The sequence below is a fragment of the Streptomyces sp. NPDC018693 genome, assembly GCF_044391385.1.
Taxonomy (GTDB): domain Bacteria; phylum Actinomycetota; class Actinomycetes; order Streptomycetales; family Streptomycetaceae; genus Streptomyces.
In genome coordinates, this window is sequence record NZ_JBIRZZ010000035.1 from 1 (window position 1) to 17,574 (window position 17,574).

At 68.9% G+C, this 17,574-nt stretch carries 18 protein-coding genes and 5 pseudogenes; 16 read left to right on the forward strand and 7 right to left on the reverse strand.

The genetic code is table 11. The features are described 5' to 3' along the window. Positions 1-420, forward strand: a pseudogene (locus ACH5AC_RS38030) (transposase); the annotation flags it as partial. Here the strand turns inward: ACH5AC_RS38030 and istA are convergent. The 3 genes and pseudogenes from istA to ACH5AC_RS38045 form a co-directional block, all read right to left on the reverse strand. After that, positions 400-1,700 (reverse strand): annotated as a pseudogene (istA, locus tag ACH5AC_RS38035) (IS21 family transposase); the annotation flags it as partial. The pseudogenes ACH5AC_RS38030 and istA sit on opposite strands and share 21 nt — an antisense overlap. A 131-nt stretch (positions 1,701-1,831) precedes the next feature. Beyond that, positions 1,832-1,965, reverse strand: a pseudogene (locus ACH5AC_RS38040) (transposase); the annotation flags it as partial. 1,566 nt (positions 1,966-3,531) lie between these two features. Continuing rightward, a complete protein-coding gene (locus ACH5AC_RS38045; RefSeq protein WP_398866970.1) occupies positions 3,532-4,647 on the reverse strand; it encodes a serine hydrolase domain-containing protein in 1,116 nt (371 codons plus the stop codon). Positions 4,648-4,976: 329 nt separating this feature from the next. On the opposite strand from ACH5AC_RS38045, the gene ACH5AC_RS38050 reads away from it, so the two are divergent. The 4 genes and pseudogenes from ACH5AC_RS38050 to ACH5AC_RS38065 form a co-directional block, all read left to right on the forward strand. After that, on the forward strand, positions 4,977-5,858 hold the full coding sequence (locus tag ACH5AC_RS38050) for a GyrI-like domain-containing protein (protein ID WP_398866952.1): 882 nt from the start codon (positions 4,977-4,979) through the stop codon (positions 5,856-5,858). 340 nt (positions 5,859-6,198) lie between these two features. Further along, positions 6,199-7,281, forward strand: coding sequence for a PP2C family protein-serine/threonine phosphatase (locus ACH5AC_RS38055; RefSeq protein ID WP_398866954.1), 1,083 nt, complete (start codon positions 6,199-6,201; stop codon positions 7,279-7,281). Between the two features lie 407 nt (positions 7,282-7,688). Continuing rightward, positions 7,689-7,832 (forward strand): hypothetical protein, encoded by a 144-nt coding sequence (locus ACH5AC_RS38060; protein WP_398866955.1) that lies wholly within the window; start codon positions 7,689-7,691, stop codon positions 7,830-7,832. A 73-nt stretch (positions 7,833-7,905) separates the two neighbouring features. Further along, a pseudogene (locus ACH5AC_RS38065) lies at positions 7,906-8,232 on the forward strand (glutaredoxin domain-containing protein); the annotation flags it as partial. 190 nt (positions 8,233-8,422) lie between these two features. Here the strand turns inward: ACH5AC_RS38065 and ACH5AC_RS38070 are convergent. Continuing rightward, positions 8,423-9,247: a dienelactone hydrolase family protein gene (locus ACH5AC_RS38070; protein WP_398866956.1), complete on the reverse strand. Its 825-nt coding sequence runs from the start codon at positions 9,245-9,247 to the stop codon at positions 8,423-8,425. Between the two features lie 99 nt (positions 9,248-9,346). Here ACH5AC_RS38070 and ACH5AC_RS38075 point away from each other — a divergent pair, with 99 nt between their 5' ends. Next, positions 9,347-10,357, forward strand: a complete 1,011-nt coding sequence (locus tag ACH5AC_RS38075) for a GlxA family transcriptional regulator (protein WP_398866957.1) — start codon at positions 9,347-9,349, stop codon at positions 10,355-10,357. Positions 10,358-10,944: 587 nt separating this feature from the next. Here ACH5AC_RS38075 and ACH5AC_RS38080 read toward each other — a convergent pair. Further along, positions 10,945-11,289, reverse strand: a complete 345-nt coding sequence (locus ACH5AC_RS38080) for an alkylmercury lyase (RefSeq protein ID WP_398866958.1) — start codon at positions 11,287-11,289, stop codon at positions 10,945-10,947. An 88-nt stretch (positions 11,290-11,377) separates the two neighbouring features. Between ACH5AC_RS38080 and ACH5AC_RS38085 the strand changes: the two genes are divergently transcribed. The 3 genes from ACH5AC_RS38085 to ACH5AC_RS38095 all read left to right on the forward strand — a co-directional run bounded on the left by ACH5AC_RS38085 (position 11,378) and on the right by ACH5AC_RS38095 (position 12,201). Further along, complete coding sequence (locus tag ACH5AC_RS38085; protein WP_398866959.1) at positions 11,378-11,806, forward strand: heavy metal-responsive transcriptional regulator; 429 nt, start codon at positions 11,378-11,380, stop codon at positions 11,804-11,806. 72 nt (positions 11,807-11,878) lie between these two features. Continuing rightward, positions 11,879-12,064 (forward strand): DUF427 domain-containing protein, encoded by a 186-nt coding sequence (locus tag ACH5AC_RS38090; protein ID WP_398866960.1) that lies wholly within the window; start codon positions 11,879-11,881, stop codon positions 12,062-12,064. Continuing rightward, complete coding sequence (locus tag ACH5AC_RS38095) at positions 12,010-12,201, forward strand: DUF427 domain-containing protein (RefSeq protein ID WP_398866961.1); 192 nt, start codon at positions 12,010-12,012, stop codon at positions 12,199-12,201. The genes ACH5AC_RS38090 and ACH5AC_RS38095 overlap by 55 nt, the downstream gene beginning before the upstream one ends. A gap of 8 nt (positions 12,202-12,209) precedes the next feature. Here the strand turns inward: ACH5AC_RS38095 and ACH5AC_RS38100 are convergent, their stop codons facing one another. Next, positions 12,210-12,434: a hypothetical protein gene (locus tag ACH5AC_RS38100; RefSeq protein ID WP_398866962.1), complete on the reverse strand. Its 225-nt coding sequence runs from the start codon at positions 12,432-12,434 to the stop codon at positions 12,210-12,212. A gap of 138 nt (positions 12,435-12,572) precedes the next feature. On the opposite strand from ACH5AC_RS38100, the gene ACH5AC_RS38105 reads away from it, so the two are divergent. The 6 genes from ACH5AC_RS38105 to ACH5AC_RS38130 all read left to right on the forward strand — a co-directional run bounded on the left by ACH5AC_RS38105 (position 12,573) and on the right by ACH5AC_RS38130 (position 16,586). Beyond that, the gene (locus ACH5AC_RS38105) at positions 12,573-13,265 is read left to right on the forward strand and encodes a class I SAM-dependent methyltransferase (RefSeq protein ID WP_398866963.1); all 693 of its coding nucleotides are present in this window, start codon (positions 12,573-12,575) and stop codon (positions 13,263-13,265) included. An 83-nt stretch (positions 13,266-13,348) separates the two neighbouring features. After that, the gene (locus tag ACH5AC_RS38110) at positions 13,349-13,597 is read left to right on the forward strand and encodes a hypothetical protein (RefSeq protein WP_398866964.1); all 249 of its coding nucleotides are present in this window, start codon (positions 13,349-13,351) and stop codon (positions 13,595-13,597) included. 84 nt (positions 13,598-13,681) lie between these two features. Further along, entirely contained in the window at positions 13,682-14,167 is a 486-nt protein-coding gene (locus tag ACH5AC_RS38115; protein WP_398866965.1) for a hypothetical protein, read from the forward strand. After that, on the forward strand, positions 14,164-15,006 hold the full coding sequence (locus ACH5AC_RS38120; protein WP_398866966.1) for a Crp/Fnr family transcriptional regulator: 843 nt from the start codon (positions 14,164-14,166) through the stop codon (positions 15,004-15,006). Before ACH5AC_RS38115 ends, ACH5AC_RS38120 begins: the two co-directional genes overlap by 4 nt. A gap of 89 nt (positions 15,007-15,095) precedes the next feature. After that, positions 15,096-15,686 (forward strand): redoxin domain-containing protein, encoded by a 591-nt coding sequence (locus ACH5AC_RS38125; protein WP_398866967.1) that lies wholly within the window; start codon positions 15,096-15,098, stop codon positions 15,684-15,686. A gap of 6 nt (positions 15,687-15,692) precedes the next feature. After that, positions 15,693-16,586, forward strand: a complete 894-nt coding sequence (locus ACH5AC_RS38130; protein ID WP_398866968.1) for a cytochrome c biogenesis CcdA family protein — start codon at positions 15,693-15,695, stop codon at positions 16,584-16,586. A 169-nt stretch (positions 16,587-16,755) separates the two neighbouring features. On the opposite strand, the gene ACH5AC_RS38135 is transcribed toward ACH5AC_RS38130, so the two are convergent. Next, the gene (locus ACH5AC_RS38135; RefSeq protein ID WP_398866969.1) at positions 16,756-17,151 is read right to left on the reverse strand and encodes a hypothetical protein; all 396 of its coding nucleotides are present in this window, start codon (positions 17,149-17,151) and stop codon (positions 16,756-16,758) included. Between the two features lie 113 nt (positions 17,152-17,264). On the opposite strand from ACH5AC_RS38135, the pseudogene ACH5AC_RS38140 reads away from it, so the two are divergent. Further along, positions 17,265-17,574, forward strand: a pseudogene (locus ACH5AC_RS38140) (IS701 family transposase); the annotation flags it as partial.

Genomic DNA, 17,574 nt, shown 5'->3' on the forward strand with positions numbered 1-17,574 from the left:
ATCGCGCGGCTGTCCGCGGTGGTCAGGCCCGAGGTGTGGGTGATCGACGACGTGTCGTTCCCCAAGTGCGGCAAGGCGTCAGTCGGGGTGGCCCGCCAGTACTGCGGAGCGGCCGGCAAACGGGCGAACTGCCAGGTCGCGGTCAATGTCCATGCCGCCACCGACACCGCCTCGTGCCCGTTGGAGTGGCAGTTGTATCTGCCGCGTGAGTGGACGGACGAGCCGGACCGATGCCGCAGGGCAGGAGTCCCCGACGACGTGGTGCACCGGGAGAAGTGGCGTCTCGCGCTCGGCCTGTTGGAGACACTCACCCAGTGGCAGTTGAAGGCGCCGGTCGTGGTCGCCGACGCCGGCTACGGCGTCAGCACCCCGTTCCGGCTCGGTCTTGAGGAGCGAGGGCTGTCCTATGTCCTGGCCCTGAGCGGGAAGGACCTTGATGCGGCGGACCCCGGCCGCCCCGGCTTCGACCAGCCAGGACGCTGCCCCGGGCCCGAGCTGGAGGAAGGCGGCCTCCTCTGCCGAAGTGGCCTTCGAGGTGCGGTCGTTGTTCTTGTTCTCCTGCGGCGGATAGTGGGCGTCGTCCAGGACCGGGGTGCCCGGCTGGCCGCGGCGGTGGCGGGCGGCTTCGTGGGCCGAGTCGTCCTCGCCGATCGCGGTGACGATCAGCTCGTCGCCGTGGAACCGGGCCCAGACCCGGTTGTCGATCAGTTCGTGCGGAACGGAGTAGCGGACCCCTGCGACCGAGATCGTGGACTCCCAGTCCACTCGCCGGGTAGTGCCGAACGCGGAGGTGAACGGCCTCCTCGGCAGCGGGTGCAGCCGCCGTCGTTCCTCGGCGAGCCGCTCGGCTGGCTTGCGCCGAGTCGCCCGGTGCGTGCGGGAGTTGACCTCGTCGCAGAACGCTCGGCAGGCCGCCTCCAGCTCGCCGAAGGTCTTGTGATGCTCGCGCAGGTTGACGTCGTTCGGTACCAGGTCGGCCTTCGCGATCCGCACCGTCGCCTCGGAACCGCCCTTCGTCTCCGGGTCCGCGGGGAGGCAGGTGCGTATGGTCGTGCCGTAGTGCCGGGCGACCTCGACGATTTCCGGGTTGCGGACCGCGATCCCGGCGACGTGGTCGGTGGTGACCGTCTTCTCGTTGTCCGTCAGGACGTATGCCGGCACTCCGCCGATGCGGCGGAATGTCGCGTCCAGACACGAGGTGACCGTCGGCAGCGTCTTGTCCCGGATCGGGATCACGATCCGGAAGCGGGACCAGGCCAGCCAGGCGCACCACAGGATGGTCTTGCGGCCGGCGATGGTCGGTCCGTCGCCGAAGTCGTACTGAATCCACAGCCCCGGCTCGGTCACCCACGGCCTATAGACCCGCCCTCGACCGGCCTTGAACTGGGCTTTCGCCTCGGCAACGGTGCGGCGGGTGGTGCGTTCCCCGCGGTCAGGCCCATCGCGACGATCCTCTTGTGCACCACGTCCGCGCGGATCTTGCCCTGCGAACGGACCACCAGTTCCTCGATCTTCGGCAGATAGTCGTCGATCGCGCGGGCCCGGTGACGGCGCTGGTCGGGGTGCTGGCCGGCGGCCCGCATCTTCACATACCGGGCCACCGTGTGGTGGTCGACGCCGGTCACCTCGGCCGCGGCGCGGTAACTGCCCGTGAGGTCGTACGCCTCAAGGATCTCCATGATCTCCCTGCTGTTCTTCACCCGCCCGAGCCTCGCCGAGCGGGATACGTCCAATGCGAGCGGGGAGATATCTGGCCGTACGTGGGGAACCCCGTGGCCATCAGTGGGGCGGTAAGTGGCCGCCTATGGGGAGCTTGTCATGGTCGCCGTCAATTACGCCACGGGACCCCGGTCCGGAACCGGAAGAGGGTCCCGTTCACCGCCATGCGGTGGTCATTCCACCGGCTTCCCCGACCGCCCGACGGCGGCAGATGAGGCTGCAAAGCGACCACTTGCGGTTCGTCAGTCCCCCCGGCTCATACCCGAACCAGCGAGCGACCGGTCAGACAGGTCACATGATCCGCCGGACAGTGCTCAGTAGGGCTGCCCTGGGGTGAGTTGTCGGCCACGGCTACAACCGATCTGCGTCGTGCCCGTGCGTCCGCAGCAGTTCCGCATGGGGTGCGCCGGCTGCGGCGCGTGCGGGCAGGGCTCCGCATGTACGGGTGGTCCGGAGGCAAGGAGAGAATGAGGCTATGGCGAGATGCAAGAAGTGTGGTGCGGAAAAGCGCCGTTGGCCCCGTTCCTGTTACCGGTGCCGTTCCCAGTCGGACCGAGGGGACGTGGCCGGGGACGCTGCCGAGCTGGCCGTGGAGACAGGACTGTTCGCATGGATCGGGCGAGGAGTCATGGCCCTTGTACGGCTGATAGTGCGCGTGGTCGACTGACCAGACCCTGGTGAGCACGCCCGGACCACGACATGGACCAAGGGGCCGCCCCGCCTACGGCCGGACGGCCCCCTCAGCAAGATCTTCACGGGCCTTCTCGTCAGCAGGAGGCCAGAGACACTCGTCACCGATCAGTGCCGACAGGCTGTGTTGCGCTGTCCCTGACTCAACACGCTGACTTGCCAGGGAAGATGAACGGGACCGAGTAGAAGTGGTTGTCGGTGGGGTCGCCGAGACCGGTGACGTGAAGGCCGGAGTGGGCGAGGAAGCCGTTCTCCGTCGCGTCCTCGCCGGGCGTCCAGAGCGTTCGGGGAGCCGCATGGTGCCGTCGTTGCCCTCGCTGGTCTCGATCTCGTACAGGGCTGTGTTGGTCGCGCGCTCACTCCGCGACGAGTGCGGCTCGGTGTGGAGGCGGTCGGTGTCGCGGGAGGCCAGCCAGGTGGCGTTAACGGTCTGAACGGGCCCCGCTTTTCCGGCCCGAATTGGCCCCACTTCAGGGTTGATGTGGCGATTGTTCCGGCTTGAAGTGGCCCCGGCTTCCGGTCTGCACCGGCCCCGTCTTCGCCGGGACGGCTGTGCCGGGCGACTCGCTGGGGGAGAGAATGTTGGATATGACGACTTGAAGAGGACCGGCTGGGCGGCGGCACTGGCGCAAGGTCGGGACCTGGGACACGGTCTCCGACGGGGACCGTCGGAACTGTGCCGCCTGCGGAACGCCCGTCCGCTCGTACGAGTACCGATTCCATCCGCCCGAGTCCTCCATGTTCGAGCGGTGCATCGGACTCGCCTGGTGTTCCAGTTGCCGGATCTACTCCGGCAACATGGTGCACGTCCCGCGAAAGCGGGTCCTGGTCGACGCCCTTGCTTCGCTTCCCCGCGGACAACGGGAGATGCTTGCCCGTTCCGAAACACGGCTGATCGAGTTCCTGGACCGCCAGGCCCGAGGCAGCAGAGATTAGGTGCCCCCGGTCAGCTGATCTCGGTGTCGCCGATCTTCCCCAGCCGGTTGCCGGGCATGTCGTACTCGAGCGGCCATGTCCCCGGCGTCCGGGGTCTGCTTCCGCACCGGTCATGGGTGATCCCGACGTCGCCGATGGCGCACGGAGACGAGGAGCATGTGCCGGCCCGGACCGCTGCGTTGCGAGTCAGTGCAGTCCGCTGTATGCGGCCATGATGATCTCCATGCCGCGGTTGTCCTCGTGTCGGTCCCGGTCGATCATCTGGTTCATGACGTAGGCCACCGTCATGCGTGCGCCGGGGTCGCTCATGACCAGTGAGCCGCCCCAGCCACCCCAGCCGAAGGTGTTGCCGAACCTGCCGAAACCAGAGGTCCAGGACATCGGCGTCCGCAGGATACGGTCCTCACCGTGGAACACCTCCTGCCACGCGGGCTCGCACCCCTTTGCGGACAGCAGTCGCATACCGGCGGCTGAACCGTGGTTTGCCAGTACCGACTGGACGAGGGCGACGGACCGGGCGTTGCCGAAGCCGTTCACCGCCGGGATCTGCGCACGGCGCCAGGCCACAGAGTTGGCGTCCTTGACCCGGACCAGGACACCGGTGTACTCCCGGCGTGCGCCGTCCGGTCCGGGCGGCGCACTGGAGGCGTACTCGTCGGTCAGTGAAGGGGGCGGGAGGAGCGGTGCGACGCGAGAGTCATGCTCCGCAGAGAGCCCGATGTGGAAGTCCGCGCCCAGCGGCTTGGCCACTTCCTCGGCGAAGAACTCGCCGAGGCTGCGGCCGGTGATGCGGCGGACGATCTCACCCACAAGGAACCCGAAGGTGAGCGCGTGATAGCCGGCTGCCGTTCCCGGTTCCCATTCGGGCGCCTGCGCGGCCAGCCCGGTCGTTACGCTCTCCCAGTCGTAGAGCTCCTCGATCGTCCTCGGCCCGGACAGGTCAGGCAGTCCCGCGGTGTGCGACAGCACGTGCCGTACCAGCACGCTCTCCTTGCCGGCCGCGGCGAATTCGGGCCAGTAGGCGGCGACTGGTGCGGATAGATCGAGCTGGCCTCGGTCGGCCAGGATGAGCGCGCACAGGGCCGTCATGTTCTTGCTCGTCGAGTTCACGCCGACGATGGTGTCGCGCTCCCAGCTGATGGAACGGTCTGCATCGGCGTACCCGCCCCAGATGTCGACCACCGGCTCGCCGTCAATGCAGACGGCCGCCGAGGCGCCCACGTCGTCCGTGCCGAGCAAAACTGCCAGTGCCTCACGTACTGCGGCAAACCGCGGCGCGCACAATCCCTCAATGTCAGTCATGGGCGTCAGCCTCAGGTAAGGCCAGGGCTCCGGCCCGATAATTCCCGCACGGGTTTTGTCGGGCGGGGCGCGAGCGGATTTTCTGTACTTCATCCAGGCGACTGACGTGCCGTATCGGCAGCTGTTCCCAGGGGGCATACACGCGGCCCGGGGTCGCTCGTCGACCAGGTGTTCGCGACAGCCCGGCCCGGTCGGAGACCGCCAGGGCGCCGCACGCAGCGAGTGGCTCCGGCTTGGGCTCGGCTGCCGGCCGGCGGCTGCTGTGGCTGCAACTGGCCGGCACGAGGGCGTTCCTACAGTGAAGACACAAGAACGAAGGACGGATACGCATGCTGGAGCGGCTGAATCAGGCGCTGGACCACCTGGAGGCGTGCCTCGACAGGGAGATCGACATGGCCGAGGTGGCCCGGATCGCCGCGGTGTCGGAATACCACTTCCGGCGGCTGTTCTCCGCGCTCGCCGGGATGCCGCTGCCGGTCTACGTGCGACGCCGACGAATGACCCTCGCCGGGGCCGAGGTGCTGGCCGGTGAGCAGACGCTGCTCGACGTCGCGGTGCGGTACGGGTACGGCTCGGGCGAGGCGTTCGCCCGGGCGTTCCGGTCGGTGCACGGCATCGGACCGGGCGATGCCCGGCTCACGGGTGCTGTGCTGACGTCCCAGCCGCGGATGTCTTTCCGCGTCGTCGTCGAAGGGAGTACGGCTATGCGGTACCGGATCGTCGAGAAGGAAGCATTTCGGGTCGTCGGCAAGAAGGCCACGGTTCCACTCGTGCACGAGGGGGTCAACGCGGCCGCCGCGGCGCACGTGGAGAGCCTGGACGAGCAGGCGATCGTCCGGATGAAGGGGCTGGGTGGCGGCGAGCCGGAGGGGATCCTGTCGGCGGTGGTGCACCTGACCCACAGCCGGGAGGAGGGCGCCGAGGTGGACTACTGGGTCGGCGTGGCGACCTCTCCCGAGGCGGCAGCCGAGGAGCTCGACGTACTCGACGTGCCGGCTGGGACATGGGCGGTCTTCGACAACCAAGGGCCGTATCCGAGCGCGCTCCAGGAGCTGTGGCGGGACGTGTTCACGCAGTGGTTCCCCTCGAACCCGTACGCGCCCCGGCCGGGTCCGGAGCTCCTGCGGACCCAGCCGGTGGAGATCGGCGCGGAGGCCGACTCCCAGCTGTGGATCCCGGTCGAGCGGGGCAGCGGGAACGCCGGGGTGTGAACACCGGTGCCGTTACCCTTCGCAGTCCGATCTCTGACTGCGCAGATCGCGCGGGCGGGCAATCCGTGCGGTATGACGGCGATGTGGGTGAGAGACCGGCTGGACGACGGGCTGTGGCGTTGACGAGGACTTCGCGGGCTAAAACGGTGTCCCATGTGGGGGGCGGTAGAGCTCTTCGTACGGTTCGCCCACGCAGGGGGCGCTGCCGGTCACGGCTTTCCGGGAGGCTGTAATGGCTTCTGCGAGGGAGGCTGTTTCCATGAGGTCGCATTCTCGTTCGTCTGTTCGGTCGGGGGGCTTCTCTGGGCCGGGGGTGGGTGCTCGCGGTGAGGTCGGTTTTGTGCTGGCGCAGTGGGCGCCTTTCGTGATCGTGCTGGGTGTGCTGGGTATCGAGCTCTCGCCGGCGCACAGCCTGGTCACCGGTCCCATGCTCACCACGACGCCGGCGCTGGCCGCGCTGACGATGGGCCCGGTGGGCACGCTGTCCACGGCAGCCCTGGCTGTGGGGGTGAACGTGACTTCTGCGACCTACAACCAGTCGTGGGGGACTCAGACGCAGCTGATCATCGGCAACTTCCTGGGGCTGGTCGTGGTGTCTGTGGCCAGTGTCATTCTGAGTGCCGCGGTGCGTGCGCGCAGGCGGAGCGAGCTCGATCAGGTCCGCCGGATCGCTGTGGCGGCTCAGGAGGTGGTCCTGCGGCCTGTCCCGGAGCTTCTGGGCCCGGTGCGGGCGGCCAGCCTGTGCCTCGCGGCCGGGACGGGAGCGCAGGTAGGCGGCGATTTGTACGAGGCTGTGCAGACGCGCTACGGCGTCCGCCTGATCGTGGGGGACGTCCGAGGGAAGGGGCTGTCCGCCATACGCGCGGTCGCGGTGGCTTTGGGCGCGTTCCGGGAGGCCGTTCACTACGAGGACGAGGTGCAGGAGGTGATGAACCGTTGCGCGGCCGCGCTGCGGCGGGAGGCCGCCGTACCGGGTACCTATTCTCAGGAAGAGCTTCCCGAAGTCCTCATGGAGGGATTCACCACCGCGCTCATCGCCCAGGTGCCGGACGAACATGTGGTGCACCTGGTCAACCGCGGTCATCCGCCTCCGCTGGTGCTGCACCAGGGCAAGATCCAGGCGCTGATGCCTGCCTCGCCGCTGCCGCCGCTCGGTTTCGAAGACCTCGTCAACGGCTCTCCTGCCAAGCCCGAGGGGTACCCCTTCCTGCCCGGTGACCGGCTGCTGCTCTACACCGACGGCGTGATCGAAGCCCGCAACCGTGACAACGACTTCTTCCCTCTGCCGCAGACCATGGAGCAGATACCCGCCGGCACCTCCCCACAGGAATTCCTGGACGAACTGCACAGGGCATTGATCCGCCACACCGAGGGCCGCTTGACGGACGACGTGGCGATGATCCTCATCGACCGGCTCGCGTGAAAGCCCGCAGGCAGGTCAACGCGGCCTGCCGCGCTCATCGAGTGAAAGACCGCGCTGGCCGCCTTCCGTGGTTCGATGACGTGATCCACCTCCATGGCGCGGACAGCCGACGGCGCACCGGCCTCGTCCCCGCACCGAGCGCGGCCGGTGCATGCACGCAGGGATCAACGACCCGGAAGAGGTGGGTGGAGGGTGGCGGATGGCCTGGATCGTGTGGGTGAAGATCGTCGTCTTTGAGCCCGGGCGCTACAAGGAGAGCGCTCATGATGGTTCAGATCGGAGTCGTGCCCATCCTGCCGCCGGACAAGTCCGTTTTCTGAGACCTCCTCGAGGGCTGGCCGCTCCCGCGCTGGTATGTGCGTCGCCTCCCGGCCGCTCTTCTGTGCACTGCGGTCCTGCTCAACCTCGTGACCTCCACCCACCTGACCTTTCTCGGTCTTTTCGTCGCTGCGCCGCTGATCGCGGCAGCGGTCGACACCCCCTTGAGCACCCTCGCCACCGCGGTGGCCACCATCGCGGTCACTATTCCCCTGCTGACCGTGGTCAACTAACCTCCCGGTCTCACGGTCGCGGAAAGGGCGGTGCAAGTGGGCACCGTCGTGGTGATCTCCGCCCTCGCGCTGGTTCCTGGCTCTCGTCGGCGTGAACTCACCCCTGGTCTTCCCGAGGTCGATGGGTACGCAGGAGGCACAACGCCGCAGCGCGGTCGACGGCCGACCAGTCGTCTTCTGGCGGCCGGGCTGCAAGTACTGCATACGACTGCGCATCCGGCTGGGCCGCAGCGCCCGCCAGTTGCACTGGGTCGACATCTGGCGCGACCCGGCAGCAGCCGCAGCGGTGAGAGCAGCCAACGACGGCAATGAGACCGTGCCGACCGTCGTCGTGGCGGGCCAGCCACACACCAACCCCGATCCCGAATGGGTGCGCGAACAGCTCTCCCCTTCAGCGTGATCAGAAACCATGACCTACCGGAGAGGCTGTCCTGTGCCACTGAAGATTGAGCGTGTGTCATCGAAACCTGAGTGGCCTGTGTCACGCGTGGTCGCCGAGGGGCGGTCACGAGTACGCCAGGTCGACGACCGGATCGCAGCGGGAAGCGGCGGCGCTCTGTCGCATCGCCAGGTGCCGGAGTGCCAAGGGCTCATTCAGCCCACATGCCGAGCCGCTCGGCCAGGAAGGCGATGATCTCGTTCCGGGCCTGCATGGTGGGGTGACCGTCCTGGTCGACGAGGTGTGCCGTGACGACGCTGTGGGCGCAACCGACGACGTCACGGAAGAAGGGCGGAGGGTTTGGGTTCGCCGTCTCGGCTTTGAGTACGCGGCCGTCGAATGCGTCCCCGAGCAGCGCTCGGTAAGCCGCGAACCGCTGACCAGTGCACCACCTGTCGTTGTCGAAGCGGTAGGCGAGAACCTTCAATCCCTCTCGCGCTACGCGTTCAGCCACGGCAGCGGCGTCTTCGGCGCTGATCTCCAGACCGCCGGGATCGTCCAGCGGAAGCGACGGATGGTTGACCACTGGTGCGATGACAGCCGGTTCGAGCGCCATGGTCAAGGCGAAGTTGCCGGTGAAACACAGACCGACGGCGCCGACGCCAGGCCCGCCACGCTCGGCGTGCGCCAGGCGGGCGAGGCCGCGCAGCCATGTGACGACGGGGCTGGTGCCGCCACCGGCGAAGGCTCGGAACTCGGCGCTGACGCAGGCGCGTCGGACGACGGTCTCGCGTGCCTCGGCGAGCGGATAGGCACCGTCGACGCCGAAAAGAGAGGGCAGGTACACGGAGAAGCCGGCATCACGCACCCACCGTGCGAACCGCGCGACGTCGGGGCTGATACCCGGCATCTCGGGCATGAGGATGACTGCCGGTCCTGACCCGGCAACGTACACGGTCTTGTCGACGTCATCGACGCTGACGGCTCTCCGTGAGAAGTCGTCCAAGGGGTCGCTCTGTCCTCGCATGATTGTCATGACCGAGATGATGACGAGCGGCCGCCCTTCTGAGAAGCGGCGGCATCGCCACGTATCACGGTAATATCGCCACCCGTTCGAAGGTGCCGGAGGGGCCGCATGAGTCCGCTGCGCGTTGGTGTGCTGGCGTACCCCGGCTGCTTCGCGTCGGAGGTATTCGGTGTCCCTGACCTCCTGGCAATGGCAACTCACGTCGCCGCGGCGCAAGGGTCGGTTCAGCCGGCCTACGAGGCGTCGGTCATCTCGCCCCGGCGTCGTGTGATCGCGGCCGGCGGCTCGGTCCTCGACGTCTCGGCGGTTCGCCCGGTGGACGTCCTGATCGTGCCGGGATTCGAGCTTTCGCCCACGCTCGATCTCGACGCGACACTCGCAAACCTGGGACCGGAAGCAGCGTCGATTCGATCGCAGGCGGCCTCGGGGACTGCTGTCGTATCGATCTGCGTGGGCGCCTTCCTGGTCGCTGAAGCAGGGCTGCTCGACGGGCGCCAAGCGACCACGTCCTGGTTGTTCGCGGATCGGTTCGCCCGCCGGTACGCCGACGTGCGCCTCCGCCCGGAGAGCTTGGTCGTGACCGACCGGGGGGTGACGACCACAGCGGCCTTCAGTGCCATGTACGACTTCGCCTTGCAGCTCATCCGCGAGCACGACGGCCCTCGCGTCGCCCGTAGCACCGCGCGTATCGCGCTTGTTGATGATGCGCGTTCCACGCAGGCTCCCTATGTCGACGCGGGGCTCATACCCACTGTGGGCAGGGAATTCTCGCTCAGCGTCAAGCGGTGGCTCGACCAGAACCTCAGTGCTCGCTATGACCTGCCCACCCTCGCCCAGGAGTTCCACGTAAGCACGAGAACCATGCTCCGCCGCTTCCGCGACGAAGCCGGCGAGACGCCACTCGCGTACCTGCAGACGGTCCGGGTGCGTCGAGCCAGACACCTGCTGGAGACGACCGACAGGACCGTCGCCATCATCGCCGCCGATGTCGGGTACGGCGACCCTGGGGCGTTCAGCGGCATCTTTGCCAGACATACGGGCCAGCGGCCGAGGGAGTACCGCGCGATGTTCCATCGTCGCTGCGACCAACACGGGTCAACCCGACGAACGGAGACCTGAGACCCGACCGCGACGGCAAACAGGGCCCCTCAAGGCCGGGCCCTCACACTTCGGTGGCAACGCTCAAGCTTGGATGTCACAGGACAGAGGCGCCCGCAGACCCAAGCGCACCGAGGTCAAGAGACAAGCGTATGTCCAGCAGCTCGGGCATCGTCCCAGCTCATAGGGGGTGAAGCGATGTAACCGGGCGTCGAGTCCAGGGTAGCCAGCCGACGGAAGTCCGGCCAGATCCGCACATTCACGCTTTGCCACCGAGCACCCCTCGCTGGTCCTGCCGCGACACCTTCCCTCCCCACCGGCGGTCACCTCCGGCCATCTGTAAGCGTGGTTACATCCGCCATCCGAAAGAGTCAGCGGGCCAAGCGGATCGCTCCGGCCGCGGGGGCCGGCGACCATGGGCGGAGTCGGTGCGACCACCGCCGTCGTCGCGAGGCACACCTACGCCGTCGCAGGCCGTCACCGGCGACCACGGCGGAGACCACAGTCCCGGCGGACAGTGACGAGGAGTTCACGCACGCGGACGCTGCATGAGCGGGTGGGGTGGAACCGGGGCGCCATCGTCCAGTAAGGAAGACTGGAGCAGGTCGTCACTCCTTTCCCTCTTCCCCAGATGGTCCGCTCGCTGTCAGGGCGCGACGCAGGCCGGCGACGGCCGGGGCGCCGTCAGTGGTGCCGTCAGCGTGGCGGTAGAGCCGGCAGGACAGGCTCGGCTGTGCGCCGTCGTGGGCGAACGGGTCGATGCCGTCCAGCAGGAGGGTGGGCGAGCCTGTCATCCCGTGCCGGGTGGCCTCGTCCGCGTCCTTCACCTCGATCCATTCCACCGGCACGGCCCGGCCTTCGAGCGCCTCGGCCATGCGCCCGCGCAGCAGCGGGGCGCTCGGGCAGCCCGGCACGGTCAGCACCGTGACGCGGGTCGTCTCAGGCTGGTACATGTGGACCCCTTCCACGTCTGCTTTCCCTTCCTTTGTCTGGACGGTAGACCTTCCAGTGCGCTGGAAGGTCAAGGGCTAGCCTGGAGGTGTGCGCATCGGTGACCTCGCCGCCGCTTGCGGGGTGACGACGAAGACGCTCCGCTTCTACGAGCAGGCCGGGCTGCTTCCTGCCCCTCCGCGTACGGCGGGCGGCTATCGCGACTATCCGCAGCAGGCCGTGAAGCGGCTGGCGTTCATCAGCGACGCCCAGGGCGCGGGCCTGAGCCTGGCCGAGATCCGTTCCGTGCTCGCTCTGCGCGATGCCGGCGCCTCCCCTTGCGCCCACGTCACGGCACTCGTCGAGCGGCATCTTCAGGACATCGACCGGCGTCTGGCCGAGCTCCGTGCCACGAAGGCGGTCCTGCGGAATCTGGCGGAGCGGGCCGCGGTGACCGATCCGGCCGACTGCACCGACGCTGGGGTGTGCCGCATTCTCACGGGGACGAAGAACCATGTGGACGGTGAGCGCCCTCACTGAAGGGGCCGGTCGGGCCTGCCTAACGTGAAGGCTGCTGGCGTACCGCCCCCATTCACGGTGAGGAGCAAGGCCATGCTGCGTGCGGTGTGGAACGGAAAGTTGATCGCCGAGGCCCCGCGCACGGTGATCGTCGAGGGCAACCACTACTTCCCGCCCGAATCGCTCAACCGGCAGTACGTCACGCCGAGCAGAACCAGGTCGCTGTGCTTCTGGAAAGGCGTGGCCCCCGCTACTACAGCCTCGACGTCGATGGGCTGACGAATCGGGATGCCGCCTGGTACTACCCCAAGCCCAGCCCTCTGGTCCGGAAGATCAAGGATCATGTGGCGTTCGGGCAGGGCGTGCGCGTGGAGGGCACACCCGAGCCGGAGCGGCCCGCAGACGGCAGGAAGTAACAGGACTTTCAGCGGCGGGTGAGGTGCCGCAGCGCGACGACGGCCTGAAGGGCGGCGGTCGGTCGCATCAGGACGGGGTGGGGCCGCTCGGGCATGGTGCTGCGGCGCAGCGCGAGAATGGTGACGGCGGCGACGGGAAGCGCCCAGGCGGCGACCGCCGCGCCCCGCACGGTGCGGCTGGGCTGGTGGCGCAGGGTAAGCGCCTCCGCCGGGCAGGACGGGGAGGTTGGCACGCACCAGCGTCAGCACGTCTGCGGTGGCCAGGCGGGTGCGGTGCTCCAGCAGACCCAGGTGCAGGACGGCCAGGACCCAACTGGTGGTCACCCAGCGCCGTCCGGGCCGTCTGCCGGCGGCCAGCGTTACAGGGCTCCGTGCAGGGCGGTGAGCTCGGCCAGGGCTCGGGGGCGTCGGGCGGCCTGGCGCAGCGACCGGCGGGCTGCGTGCTTGAGGAAGCGCACGACGGCTGCCGGGGCGGGGTGCCCTGCGCGCAGTTCGGCCAGCAGTACGTTCGTGGCGGCGCGGCTGTCGGCCATGTCGGATACAGGTTCCACGCTCCTCCGTCCGCCGACCAGTACCGCCTCCAAGTCCTGCTGCGCCGACGCCTACTCCAAGGACATCGTCGCCATCTGCTCGGGGACTCCTACCACCCCGGCGGAACCGCCCTGACCCGCCGCCTCGCCGACCATCTCGCGCTCACCCCCGGCATGCGGGTCCTCGATGTCGCCTCGGGCCGCGGCACCACCGCACTCCCACTCGCCGACGCCTACGGAGTGCGGGCGCACGGCGTCGACTACGCGCCCGTCAACACCGCCCTCGCTCAGGGGGCCGCCGAAGCCGCCGGACTGGCCCACCGGGCCGTCTTCACCACAGGCGACGCCGAGCACCTGCCCTACGACGACGGGGTCTTCGACGCCGTGGTCTGCGAGTGCGCCCTGTGCACCTTCCCCCGACAACGCCCGGGCCACCGCCGAGTTCGCCCGCGTCCTGAAACCCGGCGGACGCCTCGGCACCACCGACGTCACCGCCGGACCCCGACCGTCTCCCGCCCGAGCTGCAAGGGCTGACCGCCCGCATCGCCTGCATCGCCGACGCCCGCCCACTCGATGAGTACGTCGAGACCCTGGCAGCAGCCGGGCTGCGCACCCTCATGACGGAGCGGCACGACCAGGCGATGCTCCGCATGATCGACCAGATCCAGGCCCGGCTGGACCTGCTGCGCATCACCGCCCCGGCCCGCCTCGCCGACGCCGACGCCGACGCCGACGTGGACCTGACCGCGGCCCCGGCCGCCCTGGACGCGGCCCGCGCCGCCGTCACCGGCGGCGCGCTCGGCTACGCCCTGCTGACCGCAGTGAAATCACCCGGACGGCCCAGCGATCTACCCCCGGGTACGTAAGCGCCCTCACATACCTGCACGTGCCCTGGGTCCTAGCGTCAGAGCAAAGAGCGGAAAGTCACCGCAAAAGGGAGGACGATCGTCATGGCCACCACCGTGCAGGTATCCCCGAAGACCGCCGCGATCCCGGTCCACGCCGTCTGGGGCGCCGCGGCCGGACTGGTCGGTGGCATCGGGATGGGCATCTGGATGTCGATGTCCCGGCCGATGATGGACACCGCAATGATCACCATGGTCGCCGGTCTCCTCGGCTCTACCAGCGCCTTCGCCGGCTGGCTGATCCACCTCGCGATCGCGCTGTTCGCCGGCGTCACCTTCGGCGTCGTGCTCGGCCAGTTCGCCCAGCGCCTCGCCCCCGCCGTCGGTCTCGGCCTGGCCTATGGCGCCGTGTGGTGGACCCTGGGCGCGCTTTGGATCATGCCCGCCAGCCTGGCCATGCCCGTCTTCGAGTGGAACGACGTCACCGCTTCCAGCCTCGGCGCCCACCTCGTTTTCGGCCTGCTCGCCGGAGCGACCTTCGCGTCCATCGCCCAGGCGATGGGCCGGCGCACCGGCTCCGCCGGCCGATGAGCCCCACACCGGCCGCGTCAGCCCCCGGCCCCGGCACCCCCCTGCCGGGGGCAGCCCCGCGTCGCATAGGCCCGGTCGAGGGCGCGGTGCCCTACTGTCTGGCCAACAGCGCCGAGGCGCTGGCCAGCCCGGCGTGGGGAGCCGCACCACCACCGTGGGCCCCCGGACGACGCGAGGAGACCCACACCATGACCGACGCCGCACCAGGCGACGAGACAGCGGAGCGGGCCTGGTGCCTGGCCGAGGTCGACATCTTCTGCGACCTGTCCGAGCAGGAAATGGAAGCCATCGCCCATGCGGCGCCGATGAAGACCTACCACACGGGCGAGATCCTCTACTCGCCCACCCAGCCCTCCGAGGTGCTGTTCATCCTCAAAAGGGGCCGGGTCCGCGTCTTCAGGGTCTCCGCCGACGGCCGCGCGCTGACCACCGCGATCATCTCCCCGGGCACCATCTTCGGCGAGATGGTCCTGCTCGGGCAGCACATGTACGACAACTACGCCGAAGCCCTCGACGACACTGTCGTATGCGTCATGAGCCGCAACGATGTCAACCGACTGCTGCTGACCGACGCCCGCATCGCCGCCCGGATCACCGCGATCCTCGGCCGCCGCCTCGCCGACCTCGAAAAGCGCCTGTCCGACAGCGTCTTCAAGACCGTCGCCCAACGCATCGCCACCACCCTGACCACACTCACCAGCGCCCAGCCCCCGGCCGGCCCGCTCCGGCCGGTCGGACGCCACCCGCTGCGCGACTACGCCGACCACGGCCGGCTCCGCCTGGCCCGCGGGCGGATCACCGTCCTCGACCCCCAACGGCTCAAGGACGCCGCGGGCTGACGTCACCGAACCGTAAGACCGCAGCCCGCTGCCCGCGCGCTCCGGCAGGGCTAATCTCGCAACGCTCCCGACAACTCAGGAGATCGTCCATGCGCTTCCGCGTCCTTCTCCCGGCTTTCATGGCCGCCGCCGTCCTCACCGTCACCGGATGCGGTTCCGACAGCGGCTCCGACTCTGTCGGCGAGGCGGGCGCCTCCCCTTCGACGGCGTCCTCTCCCGCCCAGGCGCCCGCCACCCCCAACGAGAGCGGCAGCGGGACGGAAGGGACGAAGGTTCCTCAGGCGCTCAACTTCACTGCCACCACAGTGGACGGCAAAGCGTTCGACGCGAAAACCCTCGCGGGCACGCCCACCGTGCTGTGGTTCTGGGCACCCTGGTGCCCCACGTGCAAGGGGCAGGCCGCCGAGACCGCCCAAGTCGCCGCCGACTACCAGGGCAAGGCGAACGTCGTGGGCGTCGCCGGCCTGGACACGAACGCCGCCATGCGTGACTTCGTCGCCGACACGGCCACCGGCTCCTTCCCCCACCTGTCCGACGAGAAGGGCGAGGTGTGGAAGCGGTTCGAGGTCACCCAGCAGAGCCACTACGTGATCCTCGACAAGAATGGCAAGGCCGTCTACGAGGGCGTACTCCCCGGCGGCAAGGGCCTTGCGGACAAGCTCGCCGCCGTCACCGGCTGATCCGCCATGACCGACCTGCCCCTCGCCCTTGCCCTCGGCGCCGGGATGCTCGCCGCCGTCAACCCGTGCGGCTTCGCCCTGCTCCCCGCCTACCTCTCCCTGCTCGTCCTCGGCGACGACAGCCCCAGCCGCATTGTCGCCGTCGGCCGGGCCCTGACTGCCACCGCTGCGATGACTGCCGGATTCGCCACCCTCTTCGGCATCTTCGGCCTCGCCGTCCAACCCGTCGCCGGACAGGTCCAGCAGCACCTGCCCTGGTTCACCATCACCTTCGGCCTGCTCATCGCCGCCGCCGGAACCTGGCTGCTCGTCGGCCGTCAACTACCCACCTTAGCCCCGAAATTTCGCCGCGCACCGAAAGTGACCCGCTCCCTGCCCTCGATGGTCCTCTTCGGCATGGCATACGCCACCACCTCCCTCGGCTGCACCATCGCCCCCTTCCTCGCCATCGTCGTCTCCGCCTTCCGTAACGGCTCCACCGGCGAAGGCATCGCCCTGTTCACCGCATACGCCGCCGGGATGGGCCTGATCGTCGGCGCCACCTCCCTGGCCGTCGCCCTCACCCGAACCACGAGCGTCACTCGGCTGCGCCGACTCGGCGCGATCGCCCCGCGCCTCGGCGGCGGGCTGCTCCTCCTCGTCGGCACCTACGTCGCCTACTACGGCTGGTACGAAATCCGCGCCCAGGACGACCCCGCCACCACGGACCCTGTCATCGAAGCCGCAGCCACCATCCAGCGCACCATCGCCGACGCCCTGGACACCACCGGCCCGGCCGTGATCGCCATCCTCTTCGCGGCCCTGCTCCTGGCGGCACTGCTGATCCGCCGGCGCGGACGCACCCGCCACCCCACTCGTACCGACGTCAGATCATCTTCGGTACCAAAGCACCCAGCCTGACTAGGTTTGGTGACGCGAAACGGAGCGTCGGCCACGGTGCAGTCCCATACTCAGCAGGGCATCGACCAGCGCTACTGAACTGAGGGCCTCTGAGCAGTAGGGCACCTGCCGACCTGAGTCCGGGGCGGAACGATTAATCCGTGGGGTGGCCCCGGTTCCTCATCTGGTGTTACTGGCCTGTTGGCGTTCTTGGTCCCCGCTGCTCTCCACGCTGGTTGAGGGTGCGGTTCAGCTCACGGTTGGCTTCCCGTGCCGCCGCCAGATCGGCCTGGCGCTGTTCCAGGGCATCGGTCAACTCGACGTTGCGCTGTTCAAGTCGCGTAATCGTTCGCTGAACTTCCCTGATGTCGGTGGGAGCGCCAAGGCTCGACTCGCGCCAGGCTTGCTGGCCCAGTGCCTGGGACACGCGCCTCTCCAACTGCTGAATTCGTGCGAACAGGCGGACGGTGCGGGCCTGCGCGCTCGCGAGATCGGCCTGGAACGAGGCTCTGCTCACCGCAGCGGCACCCGACGCCGGGTCCCGCTCGGCCGGCTCGAGCTCGGCAGGCCGCATCGACTTCGCCATCGCCCAGGCACCCGACGACGCCTGGGAGCGCCACTCCTGCGCCAACGGCGCGAAAGGCCCGCGCGTCTACGACTGGGCCGCGGCCCAGCTGCCCGCCATCGACGACTTCGACGGTGATCAGCCCACCCCCCCAGCGGTGGGTCCTGGCCCGCCGCAGCCTGGCCCGCCCGGACGAGATCGCCTACTACCTCGCCTACGCGCCCAACGACACTGCCGTCGCCGAACTCGTGCGGCATCGCCGGGACCCGCTGGGCGATCGAGGAAGCTTCCAGGCCGCGAAGAACGAGTGCGGCCTGGACCAGTACGAGGTCCGCCGGTATCCGGGCTGGTACCGGCACATCACCCTGGCCATGCTCGCCCGTGCTCTCCACGCAGCCATGGCATCAGCGGCGGCCGAAAGGGGGCGGCAGAAACGGTTTCCGA